Source organism: Rhodococcus sp. IEGM 1409 (genome assembly GCF_030056735.1).
Lineage (GTDB): Bacteria > Actinomycetota > Actinomycetes > Mycobacteriales > Mycobacteriaceae > Rhodococcus_F.
The window spans coordinates 237,216-252,157 of the sequence record NZ_JASHKN010000009.1 but is presented as its reverse complement, the minus strand read 5'-3'; the positions used below and the strand labels follow the sequence as shown (position 1 = coordinate 252,157).

At 63.4% G+C, this 14,942-nt stretch carries 12 protein-coding genes; 5 read left to right on the top strand and 7 right to left on the bottom strand.

The genetic code is table 11. From position 1 onward, the window contains the following. Window positions 1–3 precede the first annotated feature (3 nt). The 6 genes from QM716_RS22835 to QM716_RS22810 form a co-directional block, all read right to left on the bottom strand. Window positions 4–1,062 carry an isopenicillin N synthase family dioxygenase gene (locus QM716_RS22835; RefSeq protein ID WP_283306410.1) on the bottom strand — a complete coding sequence of 353 codons (1,059 nt, stop codon included), beginning with the start codon at window positions 1,060–1,062 and terminating at the stop codon, window positions 4–6. A gap of 196 nt (window positions 1,063–1,258) precedes the next feature. Continuing rightward, a complete protein-coding gene (locus QM716_RS22830; protein ID WP_230815793.1) occupies window positions 1,259–2,362 on the bottom strand; it encodes an inositol-3-phosphate synthase in 1,104 nt (367 codons plus the stop codon). Next, entirely contained in the window at window positions 2,355–2,918 is a 564-nt protein-coding gene (locus QM716_RS22825) for a PadR family transcriptional regulator (protein ID WP_283306409.1), read from the bottom strand. Before QM716_RS22825 ends, QM716_RS22830 begins: the two co-directional genes overlap by 8 nt. A 116-nt stretch (window positions 2,919–3,034) precedes the next feature. Continuing rightward, the gene (locus tag QM716_RS22820; protein WP_283306408.1) at window positions 3,035–3,814 is read right to left on the bottom strand and encodes a DUF1707 SHOCT-like domain-containing protein; all 780 of its coding nucleotides are present in this window, start codon (window positions 3,812–3,814) and stop codon (window positions 3,035–3,037) included. 10 nt (window positions 3,815–3,824) lie between these two features. Beyond that, a complete protein-coding gene (locus tag QM716_RS22815; protein WP_283306407.1) occupies window positions 3,825–4,649 on the bottom strand; it encodes a DUF1707 SHOCT-like domain-containing protein in 825 nt (274 codons plus the stop codon). A 9-nt stretch (window positions 4,650–4,658) separates the two neighbouring features. After that, complete coding sequence (locus QM716_RS22810; protein ID WP_283306406.1) at window positions 4,659–5,531, bottom strand: DUF1707 SHOCT-like domain-containing protein; 873 nt, start codon at window positions 5,529–5,531, stop codon at window positions 4,659–4,661. A 107-nt stretch (window positions 5,532–5,638) separates the two neighbouring features. Here QM716_RS22810 and QM716_RS22805 point away from each other — a divergent pair, with 107 nt between their 5' ends. The 3 genes from QM716_RS22805 (at window position 5,639) to QM716_RS22795 (ending at window position 10,415) form a co-directional block, all read left to right on the top strand. Further along, on the top strand, window positions 5,639–6,058 hold the full coding sequence (locus QM716_RS22805; protein ID WP_042448217.1) for a DUF5318 family protein: 420 nt from the start codon (window positions 5,639–5,641) through the stop codon (window positions 6,056–6,058). Between the two features lie 592 nt (window positions 6,059–6,650). Continuing rightward, on the top strand, window positions 6,651–8,798 hold the full coding sequence (locus tag QM716_RS22800; protein WP_283306443.1) for a transglycosylase domain-containing protein: 2,148 nt from the start codon (window positions 6,651–6,653) through the stop codon (window positions 8,796–8,798). Between the two features lie 39 nt (window positions 8,799–8,837). Beyond that, window positions 8,838–10,415: a glycosyltransferase family 87 protein gene (locus tag QM716_RS22795; protein WP_283306405.1), complete on the top strand. Its 1,578-nt coding sequence runs from the start codon at window positions 8,838–8,840 to the stop codon at window positions 10,413–10,415. Between the two features lie 75 nt (window positions 10,416–10,490). Here QM716_RS22795 and QM716_RS22790 read toward each other — a convergent pair whose 3' ends face one another. Then, the gene (locus QM716_RS22790) at window positions 10,491–12,272 is read right to left on the bottom strand and encodes a sigma-54-dependent Fis family transcriptional regulator (RefSeq protein ID WP_283306404.1); all 1,782 of its coding nucleotides are present in this window, start codon (window positions 12,270–12,272) and stop codon (window positions 10,491–10,493) included. Window positions 12,273–12,493: 221 nt separating this feature from the next. On the opposite strand from QM716_RS22790, the gene QM716_RS22785 reads away from it, so the two are divergent. Both QM716_RS22785 and QM716_RS22780 read left to right on the top strand, forming a co-directional pair. Continuing rightward, window positions 12,494–14,416, top strand: coding sequence for a hydantoinase/oxoprolinase family protein (locus QM716_RS22785; protein WP_283306403.1), 1,923 nt, complete (start codon window positions 12,494–12,496; stop codon window positions 14,414–14,416). A 78-nt stretch (window positions 14,417–14,494) separates the two neighbouring features. Next, window positions 14,495–14,920 (top strand): acetone carboxylase subunit gamma, encoded by a 426-nt coding sequence (locus tag QM716_RS22780; RefSeq protein ID WP_283306402.1) that lies wholly within the window; start codon window positions 14,495–14,497, stop codon window positions 14,918–14,920. Window positions 14,921–14,942: the final 22 nt, after the last annotated feature.

The following is a 14,942-nucleotide window of genomic DNA, read 5'->3' as shown; positions in this document are numbered from 1 at the left end:
GTTTCAGGTAGCGCTTTGTGCCGCAACGATGTCCGGCCACCATCGGGCCGCGACATCAGGATGCGCGCGTAGTCGACTCTTGAGGGCGTTCGCCCCGTAGGAATCGTGGATCGGGTTGTTCGCGTCCACGGTGACGCCGGTGGCGCGCGCCGCCAACTCGGGCGGCAGGTCGAACTCCGGGATCTGTGCTGCGTAGTTCGGGTTGAAGAAAAACGGCACCGAGATACGTTCGCCGTCGCCTTCGGGTGAAATTACCCGGTGCACAGTCGCTTTCAAGTAACCGCCGGTTGCGACCTCGAGCAGTTCGCCGATGTTGACCACCAGCGCCCCGTCGATCGGCGGTGCGTCGATCCAGTCGCCGTCATGCTCGACCTGTAGACCGCCCTTGCCTGGTTCGACATAGAGCAGAGTCAGTACGCCCGCGTCCTTGTGCCCGCCGACGCCCTGGGAGCCGGCACCTTCCGGGCGTCCGGGGTAACGCACCACCTTGATGAGGATCGACGGATCGTGAGCGAACGCGTCGTCGAAGATGTTTGCGTCCTGGCCCAGCGCTACCGCCCATTCGCGCAAGAGGCTCAATGCGATCGAGGTGAGCGTGTCGTTCCACTCGGTGATGACATCGCGGAGTTCGGGAAGGGCGTCGGGCCACTGGTTGGGCCCCTGCAGGATCTTCCAGGCCGGTGAGGTGTCGGTGCGTTCAGCCGCGGGCTGTTCGGCGCCGATGTCGATCTGCTCGCGCCAGTCCTGCTTGCCTTCGGTCAGTTCGCCGCCGAGCCTGGTGTACCCACGGAAGTGCGGGCTGCGGACGTTCTCGATCGCGAGCTTCTCGGCAGTCGGAAGCGCGAAGAACTCGCGGGCGACGTCGAGGAGGCGTCGCTGCAGGTCGTCGGGAATTCCGTGGCCGACAAGATAGAAGAATCCGACCTCGTGGGTGGCCTCGCGGAGCTGAGTGCGGAACTGCTCGGCGGTGTCGGGGTTCTGCGCCAGCGACAGATCGAGCACGGGAAGCGACGTAATCGACATGGGGTCCTCGATCCGTGTGATGGTTCTGATGTCCATCATTCCACGCTGATCGGCACACGGACCCGCGCGGCGATTCAGCAGCCGCAGGCGTGATTACCCGCGCGGATGCGGAAACACCCTGCGGATAACAGAATCGGGGCCTTGCGCCGTTGGCGCAAGACCCCGAATCAGCGTGAGCCTAAATCAGGCCTCGTCGGCCCGGCGTCTAGCTACGCCTCATCGGCCCGGCGTCTAGCTACGCCTCATCGGCTCCGATGATGAAAGCCTCGAGCTCGGTGCGAGCCTTGTCGTCCGCCATCTGGACCGGCGGGGACTTCATCAGGTAAGCGGAAGCCGGGTAAACCGGTCCGCCGATGCCGCGGTCCAGTGCGATCTTGGCTGCACGGACGGCGTCGATGATGATGCCTGCAGAGTTGGGCGAATCCCAGACCTCGAGCTTGTACTCCAGGTTCAGGGGAGCGTCACCGAAGGCGCGACCTTCGAGGCGGACGTATGCCCACTTGCGGTCGTCGAGCCACTCCACGTAGTCCGAGGGACCGATGTGGACGTTGCGGTCGTGAACCTTGCCGGCAAGTGCACCGGTCAGGTTGGAGGTCACGGCCTGCGTCTTGGAAACCTTCTTGGACTCCAGGCGATCACGCTCGAGCATGTTCTTGAAGTCCATGTTTCCGCCGACGTTGAGCTGGTACGTGCGGTCCAGCACGACGCCGCGGTCTTCGAACAGCTTCGCCATCACGCGGTGGGTGATGGTGGCGCCGACCTGGCTCTTGATGTCGTCACCGACAATCGGGACGCCGGCGTCCTTGAACTTGGCAGCCCACTCCGGGTCGGAAGCGATGAAGACGGGCAGTGCGTTGACGAAGGCGACGCCTGCATCGATCGCGCACTGTGCGTAGAACTTGTCGGCATCGTCGGAACCGACGGGCAGGTAGGACACGAGGACGTCGACCTTGGCGTCCTTGAGTGCCTTGACGACGTCGACGGGCTCGGCGTCGGACAGCTCGATGGTCTCGGCGTAGTACTTGCCGATGCCGTCGAGGGTCGGGCCACGCAGCACGGGGATGTCCAGGGGCGGGACGTCGGCGATCTTGATGGTGTTGTTCTCGCTGGCGAGGATCGCCTCGGAGAGGTCGAAGCCGACCTTCTTGGCGTCGACGTCGAACGCAGCGACGAACTGCACGTCGCGGACGTGGTACTTACCGAACTTGACGTGCATGAGGCCGGGGACCGTCTGGGTCTCGTCGGCATCCTTGTAGTAGTGGACGCCCTGAACCAGGGACGAGGCGCAGTTACCCACGCCCACAATGGCTACGCGCACCGCGGTGCTGTTCTCACCCATGGTCGGGTTCTCCTTCTTTCCGGGATGTTCCTGTTGTCGATTGCTCGGCTGCGATCAATTCGTTGAGCCAACGCACTTCGCGCTCACTCGATTCGAGTCCGAGCTGATGGAGCTGACGGGTATAGCGGTCCAGCGATCCGCTGGCCCGGCCGACGGCCTCGCGGAGCCCCTCGCGGCGCTCCTCGACCTGGCGTCGCCTGCCTTCGAGGATCCGCATCCGCGCTACTGCGGGGGTGCGACTGAAGAAGGCGAGGTGAACGCCGAAACCGTCGTCGGTGTAGTTCTGCGGCCCAGTGTCGGCAACAAGTTCGGTGAACCGTTGCCGCCCTTCCGGAGTGAGCTGGTAGACGCGACGCGCCCGACGCTTGAGAGTGCCGGTGGCAGTGTCGACGTCTTCCGAGATCAATCCGTCGGCTTGCATGCGCCGCAGTGCCGGGTACAGCGATCCGTACGAGAACGCGCGGAAAGCGCCGAGCAGACCAGTGAGCCGCTTACGCAGCTCGTATCCGTGCATCGGTGACTCGAGGAGCAGCCCGAGGATTGCGAGTTCGAGCAACTGACAAACCTCCCGAGTCGTTGAACCTAACCGCTTGATGCGATACCTAACTATATCGCGCCGATATATAAAACCACACTGCGGCCCGATACATGTACCAAGGTGTTACGGCTAGATCAGGGCTTGAACGGGTAAATCGACATGATTTCGCCATCGAGGGCGGCCGTCAGGTGCCCGCTCTCGCCGAGATCGTTTCCGGCGTGAATCTGGATGGTCGGTTCTGTTTCGGTCTGGTCGACGACCGCATACAGCGTTGACGGATTCTGGACCGCGGTGGTCGACCCCGCTCCGTCGAGCAGGGCGATCACGACACGCGGATCGAGTTCCGCGACGTCGATCTGTACCAGGCCGGGTTCGCGCGTCCCGACCGAACTCGTTTCAACCAACTCGCCGTCATAGCGGCTGTCCAGACTCTTGCGTGGCGCCGCAGGATCGGGCCGAGTCACCCGGGCGTAGGTGGGATAGATGATCATCTCGTCGACCAGGCCGCTGCCGAACTTCGTTTCGATCGCCCTGAACATCGCGGTCAAGCCGCTCACGGTGTGCAACTTCGGTTCGGCAGTCGAGAACGTCGAGACAGCAGTCGAATCCGAAGCCATACGGGCGATGCCGAAGCCGATCCCCGAGGCTACGGACAGTGCAATGATCACTACTGCAATCCAGCGCCTGTCGGTTGCCGCCTTGGCATGCAGGACGGGCAGCGAGGCTTCGGTCTGAATATCGGACGTCAGCTCCTCCAGGTCGCCGAGAGTGATCGCCACCGTGGCGAGTTCGGTCAACTCCGCATGTTCGGTGGCAGTCAGTTGGCCGTCAGCACAAGCGGAATCCAGTACCGCGCAGGTGGCTTCGCGATCGGCATTGCGCGCGCGAGTCTCCCGAGTCAGGTTGTCGGACATGGGCTCACCCTCACGGCTGGAACGGATCTATCCGGATCGGACGGCCATCGGGGGCTATTTCCATCCATCCGTCCGCGCCGAGTGCATTTTCCACGTAGATCGATATGCCTGGACGGCCGCTCGACGAACCCATGCCGATGTGTGAGACTTTGGCGTCGGGGACGTTGAGATTGGCGGACGCTCCGGCCAGGTATCCGGCGAGTTTGTCGATGTCGACGGAGGCGAGGTCGAAGATAGCGGTGTCGGCCGCCCGGGATGTGGCGCTCTCGCGTGGTGCGAAACCTCCCCGAAAGTCTATGTCTTCCTTCAGGTTCGGTGAACTGGGAGCTGCGCGAGTGACGCTTGCATGGCCGTCGTAGAAGTTCGCGGAATCGATCACTGTGGTGCCGAACTTGTTGTTGTACCGGGTGATGAACTCCCGTATTCCGCTTGCCGTGGTGGTATCGAGCGTCGAACTCACAATGGGCGCAAGGGGTTCGGCAGCAATCTCTTGTTCGACGGGTGCAGCCGCAGGGGCTGATTCGTCTCCCCCGGACAGCGCGGCGAACCCGATCACCGTGGCAACGACGACCGAAGCGGCCGCGAGGTACCAGATCTTGTCGATTCGGCGAACTTTCGCGACGGCGTTACGCGGCGTCGCTTTCTGCAGATCGCGGACAAGCAGATCGAGTTGACCGAGTGTGGACGCTTTCATGGCGTCCGCCGTTCGGCCCGCGTGTTCGTCGGCAGTGATCTGTCCATCGGCGAATGCGGTATCGAGCACAGCGCAGGTGTCGGCTCGGTCGACGTCACGCGCGCGGGTGCGCGACGAATTAGTGGCCAGTGCCCCGCTCATGCAGTGACCCTAGCGTTCGTACGGGTACGAACGGGAGATCTCACCCCAAGGTGTGACTTCGATGCGCCCGCCTTCGCCCCGGGCGTTCTCGGCGTAGATTGCGATCTCCGGGACTCCGTAGTTCGCATCGATTACCAGATGGGAGATGGCTGCATCGGGCACGTCGACGTAGCCGCCGATGTTCGCCATGAACGGGGCCAGTTTGTCGATCTGGATCGAACCGAGGTCGAATGTGGGCTGGCCGGATTGACGAGGAGTGGGTGTGGAATCGATCTCGAATCCGCCCCGAAAATCGATGGTCTGAGTCAGGGCCGGGGCGCCGGGTACGGACCTGCGTATCGAGGAATGATCGTTGTGGAAGCTTGCGTTGTCGACGACCATGTCGCCGAACTCGTCGCGGTACCGGTTCAGAAACTCGCCGATCCCCTCCGGCGTCAGCGTGTCGGCGGGCGTGATCAGGATCGGTTCGACGATTGGTTCGGCCACAGGATTGGTAGTGACCGAACCTGTGGTGACTGGGGCTGTTATCACCGAACTGGTGGCGTACCGAGCGGTGATGTCGGCCGAGGGCGTCAGCGGCGCACGACTCCACGCCACGGCTGCAATCGCACCCACGATCACCAGTGCAGCGCCGCCGACATACAGAAACTTGCGCGGCACGGATGTCCGCGGCGCCGTAAACGTAGGGATGTTCGGCACCTGTAGGTCGTTGACCAGAGGCGCAAGGTCGAGCAGCGTCTTCGCAGCCTTCGCCCGCTCGGTCCGTTCGAAGTAGTCGTCGGCACTGAGCTGCCCCTCGGCGTACGCAGCATCCAACAGGCTGCACGTTTCGACGCGATCAAGATCACGCGCGCGAGTCTGAGGCGAACGGGAAGACTTCACAGGAAGTGATGGTAATCGCTGGTCGGCGCCGGGGGTGAGCCCAAAATGTGTTCATCGTGACCCTCCCGAACCGTCCGTCGCGGCGCGGACGCACGTACGCTGGTCAGGTGCGGATACAGCGGCAAGTTGTGGACTACGCGCTCGCGCGTCGGTCTGTGCTGGCCGAAGTGTCTGCGGGTAGGACCGACGTCAAGCAAGTGTGTGACGCCGATCCGTACCTACTCAGAGCCGCGAAGTTCCACGGCCGGGGCAGCGACGTCGTCTGCCCCATCTGCCGCAAGGAACAGTTGACGCTCGTGTCCTGGGTGTTCGGCGACAAGCTCGGCCAAGTTTCGGGATCCGCCCGAACCTCGGACGAGCTCGCTCGGCTTGCGGAAACAGCAGAGGAGTTCACGGTGCACGTTGTAGAGGTGTGCCGTACCTGCAGTTGGAACCACTTGGTGCAGTCCTATGTGCTCGGCGCAGTACCTGCGCCGCCGCGACCGCGGCGAGCACGCCCACCAAGCCGGCGCACCGCCAGCGAGTAACGCCACACCCGAAGAAGGGCCCGATCGAAGTCTGCACGTGATCGGTCCGTGACCACTGGAGATTTGATTCGTGAGTTCCCCCAGCAACAACAACCCGGGAGGCAACAACCCGGGTGGCCGTCCCGTCGGCCCCAACCGTCCCGCCGGACCTCCTCAGGGTCGTCCGCCGCAGGGACGTCCCATGGGTCCGCCTCCACAGGGTCTGCCTCCGCAAGGACGTCCTCCGATGGGCCCGCCGCCCCAGGGCCGTCCGCCGCAAGGTCGCCCGATGGGACCCCCGCCGCAGGGACGTCCGCCGCAAGGCCGACCTTCCGGCCCGCCTCCTCAGGGCCGCCCCGCCGGACCCCCGCCGCAGGGTCGTCCGCCGCAGGGACGACCTTCCGGCCCGCCGCCACAGGATCGCGCGGGACAGGATCGCTCCGCCGGCGCTCAGGCAAACGAACCGACCCAGCGCGTCGCAGCAGCAGCAGCGACCACTCGTTCCAACGCGGGCACTCGCCCGCCGGTCGGACCTCCGCCGACGAAGCCGCCGACAGGTGGCTCCGGCGGCGGTGGCAATGACGGACAACCCCCGAAGGGAAAGAAGAGCACCGTGAAGAAGAAGTCCAAGTGGCGCACAGTTCGCCGCTCGGCCTACGTCTTGGTGGCGCTCGGCCTTGTTCTGCCCGTCCTTGCCTTCATGGCCGCGTACATCGTGCAGGACGTCCCCAAGCCCGGTGACCTCAAGACCAACCAGGTGGCTACGGTCTTTGCCGCCGACGGAACCACGGTGATCAGTACCGTCGTGCCGCCCGACGGTAACCGCGTCGAGGTTTCGCTCGATCAGGTACCGCTGCACGTTCGGAATGCGGTTCTGGCCGCAGAGGACCGCGATTTCTACTCGAACCCAGGCTTCTCGATCTCCGGTTTTGCACGTGCAGCCCGAGACAACGTACTCGGTCGCGACAGCGCAGGTGGTGGCTCGACCATCACACAGCAGTACGTGAAGCAGGCCATCGTCGGCTCGTCGCGTTCGCTGACGCGAAAGATGAAAGAGCTTGTCATCGCGTCCAAGATGGCAAACGAGTGGTCCAAAGACGACATCCTCTCCGCCTACCTGAACACCATCTACTTCGGGCGTGGTGCCTACGGCATCGGCGCCGCATCCAAGGCATACTTCGGTAAGCCCGTCGACCAGCTGACCATCGAGGAAGGCGCCGTCCTGGCGTCGTCGATTCAGCTTCCGTCGCTCCTCGATCCCGAGACCAACCCGACCGGCGCGAAGTCTCGTTGGGACTACGTGCTCGACGGCATGGTGTCCGCAGGCACGCTGGATCAGGCTGCGCGCACGCCGATGCAGTACCCCGCCTACATCCCGCTCGCCCAGGTCGACAACAGCAGCCAGGGCTCGACCGGGCCCGAAGGCTTGATCAAGCGTCAGGTGCTCAAGGAGATCGGCGACGCCGGAATCAGCGAGCAGTTGCTCAACACCGAGGGCTTGCAGATCACCACGACCATCGACCCGCAGGCTCAGGCCGCAGCGGTCGAGGCAGCGCGTTCCAACATGCAAGGCGAGCCGGAGAACCTGCGCACCGCAGTCGTCTCGGTCGACCCGAAGACCGGTGCCGTCAAGGCGTACTACGGCGGTGAGGACGGCGGGGGATACGACTTCGCGAATGCCGGACTGCAGACCGGTTCCTCGTTCAAGGTGTTCGGCCTCGCGGCCGCCCTGAATCAAGGAATTCCGCTCTCGCAGATGTACGACAGCTCGCCGCTGACCGTCAACGGCATCTCCATCGGCAATGTCGAAGGTGAAAGCTGCGGCACCTGCACCATCGCCGAAGCACTCAAGCGTTCGCTGAACACCAGTTTCTACCGTCAGATGCTCAGCCTCGACGGCAACGGTCCGCAGGCAATCGCGGACATCGCACACCAAGCAGGTATCCCGAAGGACATCCCGGGCGTCGGCCCGTCGCTCACCGAGGGTGACGGTTCCGGTCCCAACAACGGCATCGTGCTCGGTCAGTACCAGGCCCGCGTGCTCGACATGGCGTCGTCGTACGCGACGCTCGCCGCGTCCGGTACGTATCACGCACCGCACTTCGTGCAGAAGGTCGTCGCGGCCGACGGCACCGTGCTGCTGGACCGCGGCGCACCCGCGGGCGAGGATCGCATCGACGCTGCCGTCGCCGACAACGTGACGTCTGCGATGCAGCCGATCGCGGCGTACTCGCGCGGTCACAACCTGGCCGGCGGACGTCTGTCGGCGTCGAAGACAGGTACCGCGCAGCTCGGTGACACCGGAGCCAACAAGGACGCATGGATGGTCGGTTACACGCCGTCGCTCTCGACCGCGGTCTGGGTCGGAACTCCCGACGGTGAGGCGATCACCAATTCCGGTGGCGCGATGATCTACGGCTCGGGTCTGCCGTCGGACATCTGGAAGGACACGATGGACGGCGCCCTCGACGGCACCGACAACGAGAAGTTCCCGACGCCGGGCAAGATCAACGGCCAGGCCGGTGGTGTTCCGGAGTACACGGCACCCGCACCGCCCAAGACGTCGGCACCGCCGACCACCACACCGACGACGACGGAAACCACTCCGCCGCCCGTGGTGACGACGACGCAGGTCGAGGTTCTGCCAGGCATCACTATCCCGATTCCTGGCATCTCCCGGCCGACGACAACCACGCCGCAGGTACCAGGGGCAGGCGAGACCACCGAGGAAGAACCGGCAGGTGTGAGCCCCGGCCAGTAGTTGGAGGGTGGTCGGTTCGAAAGACGGTAACCTCGCGGAGTGGCCGCGAATGCTGATGATGCCGAACCGACCTCCCCCGCTCCGCTGGCCGAAGATCTTCGTTCGGCGGATTGGCGGGACGTTCCCAGTCGCAACGACGCGATGGTGTCTGCGCTGTCGGGAACCGTCGGCGGTCCGGTCGGTCGTCACGCACTGATCGGACGCACCCGATTCTTCACACCGATGCGAGTCATCCTTCTGCTTGCCGTGGTGTTCTTGGCTTTCGGCTGGTTCGCGAAGGCCGGTTGTATTCAGCAGTCGCCGGTCGGCGACACGGGGCAGGTCGGCCTCGACTGGAGTGGCAGCCGCCAGTACGTGGCGATGTGTTACTCCGACACCGTTCCGCTGTACGGAGCCGAACGCCTCGATCAGGGCGCTTTCCCATACAAGACGTCGTGGGAAGAAGTGCGCGGCGACGGTTCGATCCAGATGCGGTACATGGAGTATCCGGTCATCTCGGGGCTATACCAGTACGGCGCGATGAAAGTTGCCAAGGCGTGGGATTCGATCACCTGGATGCCGGGCGCGATTCAGGTGGCGCTCTATTTCAACGTCGTCGCATTCGGGTTGGCATTGGCGTGGCTGGTCACTGTGTGGGCGAGCACCCTGCTGGCCGGACGACGAGTGTGGGACGGCGCGCTGATCGCTTGTTCCCCGTTGGTGATTGTGCACGTGTTCACGAACTTCGATCCTCTGGCGACGGCGTTCGCTGCCGGTGGGTTGTTGGCGTGGGCACGTAAGCGTCCGGTACTCGCGGGAATTCTGCTCGGCCTCGGCGGCGCCGCGAAGCTCTACCCGCTGCTCCTACTCGGACCGCTCTTCGTCCTTTGCCTGCGCGCGGGCAAGACGCGGGACTGGCTGGTGACCGCTCTCAGCGCCGTCGCGGCATGGCTTGCGGTGAACCTGCCGATCGCCGCGCTGTACCCCCACGGTTGGTACGAGTTCTTCCGGCTCAACTCCGAGCGCGGGGCTGATCCGGATTCCCTCTACAACGTGATCGCGTCGTTCACGTCGTGGAAGGGCCTCGACGGTCCTCTCGCGCAAGGTGAGTCGCCGTCGAATCTCAACGCCGTCTCCCTGCTGCTGTTTGTCGCCGTCTGTATCGGTGTCGGCTACGTCGCCCTGACGGCGCAGCGTCGTCCGCGCGTCGCGCAATTGTGCTTCTTGCTCGTCGCGGGCTTCCTGCTGACGAACAAGGTGTGGAGCCCGCAGTATTCGCTGTGGCTGGTGCCGCTGGCCGTGTTGGCCTTGCCGCACCGCAGACTCCTGCTCGCGTGGATGACCATCGACGCCCTGGTCTGGGTTCCACGGATGATGTATTACCTCGGCGTGTCCAACAAGGGTCTGCCCGAGCAGTGGTTCACCGGAACCGTCGTGATCCGGGACTTCGCGGTACTCGTTCTGTGCGCGCTGGTGCTGCGGCAGATCTACCGACCGTCGGAGGATCTCGTGCGGTACGGGTTCATCGACGATCCGGCGGGCGGCGTTCTCGATCAGGCGCCGGACAAACAGCCTGCCTGGCTACCCGGTTGGTTGAAGCCGTCCAAGGCGAAAGAACCGGACCCCGTCGTGGCGTGAATTTTGGTATTCGACTGGGAAATTCGTGTCGATGCGTCGCGTGTGCCCGGATCTGTATCGCCGGCGGCAGCGCGATCAGACACCGTCGATGCCGAAGTGTTTGATCTTTCGGTAGAGGGACGAGCGTGCGATTCCGAGCGCCGTCGCTGTCCGGGCACGGTTGCCGCCGTTCTCCTGAAGCGCCCTCACGATCGCATCCCGCTCCATTGATTCGAGTCGGCTGATCGTCCGGGCGCCGGCTTGGTAACAGGAGCCCGGCAGGTCTTCCGGGGTGATGTCGGCGGTCGGGCGTTGCGCCACCGCGAATTCGAGTGCGTCCGCCAACTCGCGTACGTTTCCCGGCCACCGATATCTGGTGAGCACCTGCATGGTTGACGGAAGGACGTTGTCCACTCGGCGATGTGCCAGGACGCCCAGTATCGAACGGGTCAGATGAGCTATGTCGTCGCCGCGATGCCGCAGTGCCGGCAAGTGAACCGATGTCCGGAAATCTCCCAACAGGAATTGTCGATAGGGCTGCTTGTTCTGTGGTTCGGCGGGGGAAGCGGTGGCGGCGATCTTCACGGTTTCGCTCGTATCCAGTTCACGGAGTCGTTGATGAAGGAGTTCGGCCGATTCGGCGTCCAACCGCTCCACGTGACGGAAGATCAACAGTGTCGGCCGAGTCGTCTTCGGCGGCAAGGGGATTTCGGGTGTCCAGGCGTCGAAGCGGACTATGTCACCGTCGCCGAATTGGTCCTGGAATGCCGCGACCAGAATGGTGGTCTTGCCGGTGCCTGCCTCGCCGAGCACGAGTAACGGATGGCTTTCTGCCAGTGCAGATCTGACTTGGCCGACAGACCGTGTCCACACGGGTGAATGCGAGACTTCGACGTGCGGCCCCGCGGTGGTCCGAGTCGCGGGTAGGTTGGCGCCGTCGAAGAAGTGCGGCAGATGAGAGAGACGCTGATCGGCCGATTCCACTACTTCGACAGCGATTCCCAGCATGTGTCCGTCCGAGTTCAACCTTCGGCCCTTCAGTTGGACTGTCCGCGTGGGCGAGATCTGAATCTCGTCGACCGTGTGTGAGACGGCCTCCATGAGGTAGCGGGCATGGTGCGTGATCGCTCTTTGTTCGTCTGCGCTGAAAACGTTCTGCGCCAACAGGTTCGAGATCAAGACGTTGTGTCCGACGACGAAGACGGGAAACTTGGATCTCGAGTCGAGTCGGGAGAACTCGTCGAACAGAATCCGTTGGTGGATACCGCGATCGGTGAGGAGGCTGTTCTCGATGGTCGCGGCCGCGGATCGTACGAAGCTGTGCAGCAGTGGCGTGGAATGCTCCACCAGGCAAGTCAGGTCGAGTACGCCTTCGATGCGGCCGGTCAACGGATCCCGAATCGGCGAACCGGAACACGAATAGCGGTGAAATCGTTCGTGGAAGTGCGCTGTGCCGACGATCTGTATCGAGCGGCCTGACTCGAGTACCGTGCCGACGCCGTTGGTGCCCACTTCGCTTTCGGCGTAGCTGAATCCCGGTGACAGCGATATCTGATCGACCAGGTTGGCCATCTTGTCGTTTGTGTCGAGACGTTTGAGGACTCTGCCCTTGTTGTCGGATACCGCGACGCTGAGCGGGACGTCTTCGGTGTAGTCGATCAGTCTCTCGAGGATGGGTTGCGCGTGGTAGACGAGCCGGGACGCGACGTCGACATCGCCGATGAAGCGTACAGCTCCGCCCTCCCTCGCCACTCCCGCGGCGCGGGAACGATTCCACGAGGCAGTCACGAAATCTTCGTCGACAGCCTCGTATTCCCGCTGACGGGCGCGCCCGAAGCGTTGCGCGCTGTTGTCGTGTCGCTTTCCGAATTGGTCCATGTTCGACCTGATTCCTTCGCCGTACCTCACGCGTGTAGCCATCACATCAACAGGTGTCGATGATCTCGTCACCTCAGCAAACACCGGGTCCGGCGTCTGGAGAGTGTCCCAATCTCGGACAGTCCATGCCCTGGCCGCGGGTGTGATGCTTGCCAGGCATTCATCCGTCAGTGACCTGCGTCACTGTACTTACATTCTCTTCGACAACGCTAGGAGCCTCGATGGAGCGGTTGATCAACATCGACAACGGCGGGACACTCACCGATATTTGTGTCGGTAGTGGATCGGAATTCTCATTCACGAAGACACTCACCACACCAGCTGATCTTTCGCAGTGCCTCTTCGACGGGATGACCAAGGTGTCCGAGTCGATTTTCGGCAAGCCGAATCTGGCGGCGCTCCTCCATTCGACGCAGCACATTCGCTACTCGTCGACGCAGGGAACCAACGCACTGGTCGAGCGAAAAGGGCCACGCCTCGGGCTCGTCACCGACGACGCGGCGATTGTCGAGGAGTTGTGCGGCACCGAGGAAGAAGCGTCGCTCTTCGCAGCCCTCGTCGGCCCACGCTCTGCCGTCGTGCCGCCGCAGCTGACCGGCGACGCCCTGACGTCCGCTCTGGTGGCCGAGATCAATCGGTTGACCACCGCGGGAGCGGAGCGTCTGGTGCTCGCCGCCGCGGACAGCCGGCGCGAGAAGGAGTTCAAACACATCATTCTGGAGAGTTTCCCGAGGCATCTGCTCGGCTCGGTACCCGTACTGTTCAGCTGGGAGTTCGCTGCGGACGATCTGCGTTCACGCCGGATCTGGTCCGGAATCATCAACTCGTTCCTGCACCCCACCGTCGAGCGTTTTCTCTACAGCGCCGAACGTCGACTGCGCGGCTACAAGATCAAGAATCCCTTGCTCATCTACCGCAACGACGGCGCGTCCTCACGCGTGGCGAAATCGGTGGCTCTCAAGACGTACTCGTCGGGTCCCCGCGGCGGACTGGAAGGAACTCGCGCGCTCGCCGAAGCGTACGGTCTCGAACACGTCTTGATGATCGACATCGGCGGAACCACCACCGACGTGGGATCGGTGGAGAACTACTCGATCGCCACCGAGCGCCGCGGACGTATCGGCGGAGTACCAGTCTCGTACGAGCTCAGTGACGTCAGATCGACAGGAGTCGGTGGTAGTTCCGTCATCTCCGTCAAGGATGGACGGCTGGTGGTCGGCCCCGAAAGTGTAGGAGCGGCACCAGGGCCCGCATGCTTCGGCTTCGGCGGAGGCTCGGCCACGATCACCGATGTCAATCTCCTTCTGGGAGTGCTCGATCCGTCCACCTATCTGGACGGGCAGATGTATCTCGATGCGGAACGGTCCCGTGCCGTGATCACCAGGACGGTCGCCGAACCGTTGGGTATCTCCCTCGAGGAGGCGCTGATCGAGATGGACACTGCGTACGCCCGCAAAGTGGCGGACTCCTTCTCGTCCGGGGTGTCGGCAGACAAGTCGACCACCCTGGCCGCGTTCGGCGGCGGGGGCCCGATGAGTGCGTGCGCCGCTGCGAGAATCGCCGGTGTCCGCCAGGTTCTGGTGCCAAGACTGGCGGCTGTGTTCTCGGCTTTCGGAATCAGCTTCTCCGACATCTCGCAGAGCTACGAGGCGAACATCGGCGGTTTGTCCGAGGCCGACACCGCGGCGGTGCGTGACGAATTGACCACCCGTGCAACACGAGACATGTTCCAGGAGGGCTACGACCTGTCGGAGTGCGGTCTCGAGTGGGAGTACGTCGTGGAGAACAGTGAAGGGACCCGGGTGCAGCGGAGCGCGGGTGATTCCGGGTCGATTCCGCTCATCGCCGAAGACGAGTTTCTCACTCTGGTGCTGCAAGCGCGTCGCGCACTCCCCCACGCCCGTGTCGAAGGTGGAACACCGGTGGACAAGAGCGAGGCGCTGGCCGGTGGAACCCGCGCGGTCCGAACGTCCGCGGACCGGATCGAGAGCATTCCGGTGTTCCGGCTCGACGATCAGCAGCCCGGTGCGGTGGCGTCCGGCCCCGCCATCGTCGAAGGACAGTTCTTCACGGCGCGGGTACCCGCCGGCTGGAACCTCGAGGTGTCCAACGCCGGCGATCTGATCCTCGCCGACACTGCGTAATGCCTGTGCTCCCTTCGCGCTCGTGCGCGTCGCGTCTTCAATGCCATGAACTGGAAACCTGAGAAAGGTGAATTGACCATGCGAATTCCCATGACGGAATACCTTGCAATAGAGCTTGATTCGGAGAGATGGCTCTGCCGGGTCTGCGAACACGACCTGGGCGATGCTCGCGGCAACTACAAGGAAGGAACACTGGTCTACGACCGCGATCCACGTGAGATCCACCCTTCGATTCTCGATCCGAACAAGTACGAATACACGTTCGCTCCCGATCCGATCTTCTGCCGAATCCTCGAATTCTATTGCCCCGGTTGTGGAACTCAGATCGAGACCGAGTACACCCCGCCCGGCCATCCGCCGACGGTGGACATGATCTGGGACATCGACTCGCTGCGTGCGAAATGGTCTCAGCAGGAAGGCATTCCGGAGGATCTGATCAATTACGGGCCCGGTGAGAACGCCATCTCCGAGCCGCGACCCGCCCACGCGCACCCCCATCGCTGACCGCCGAACAGAAAAGGAGATT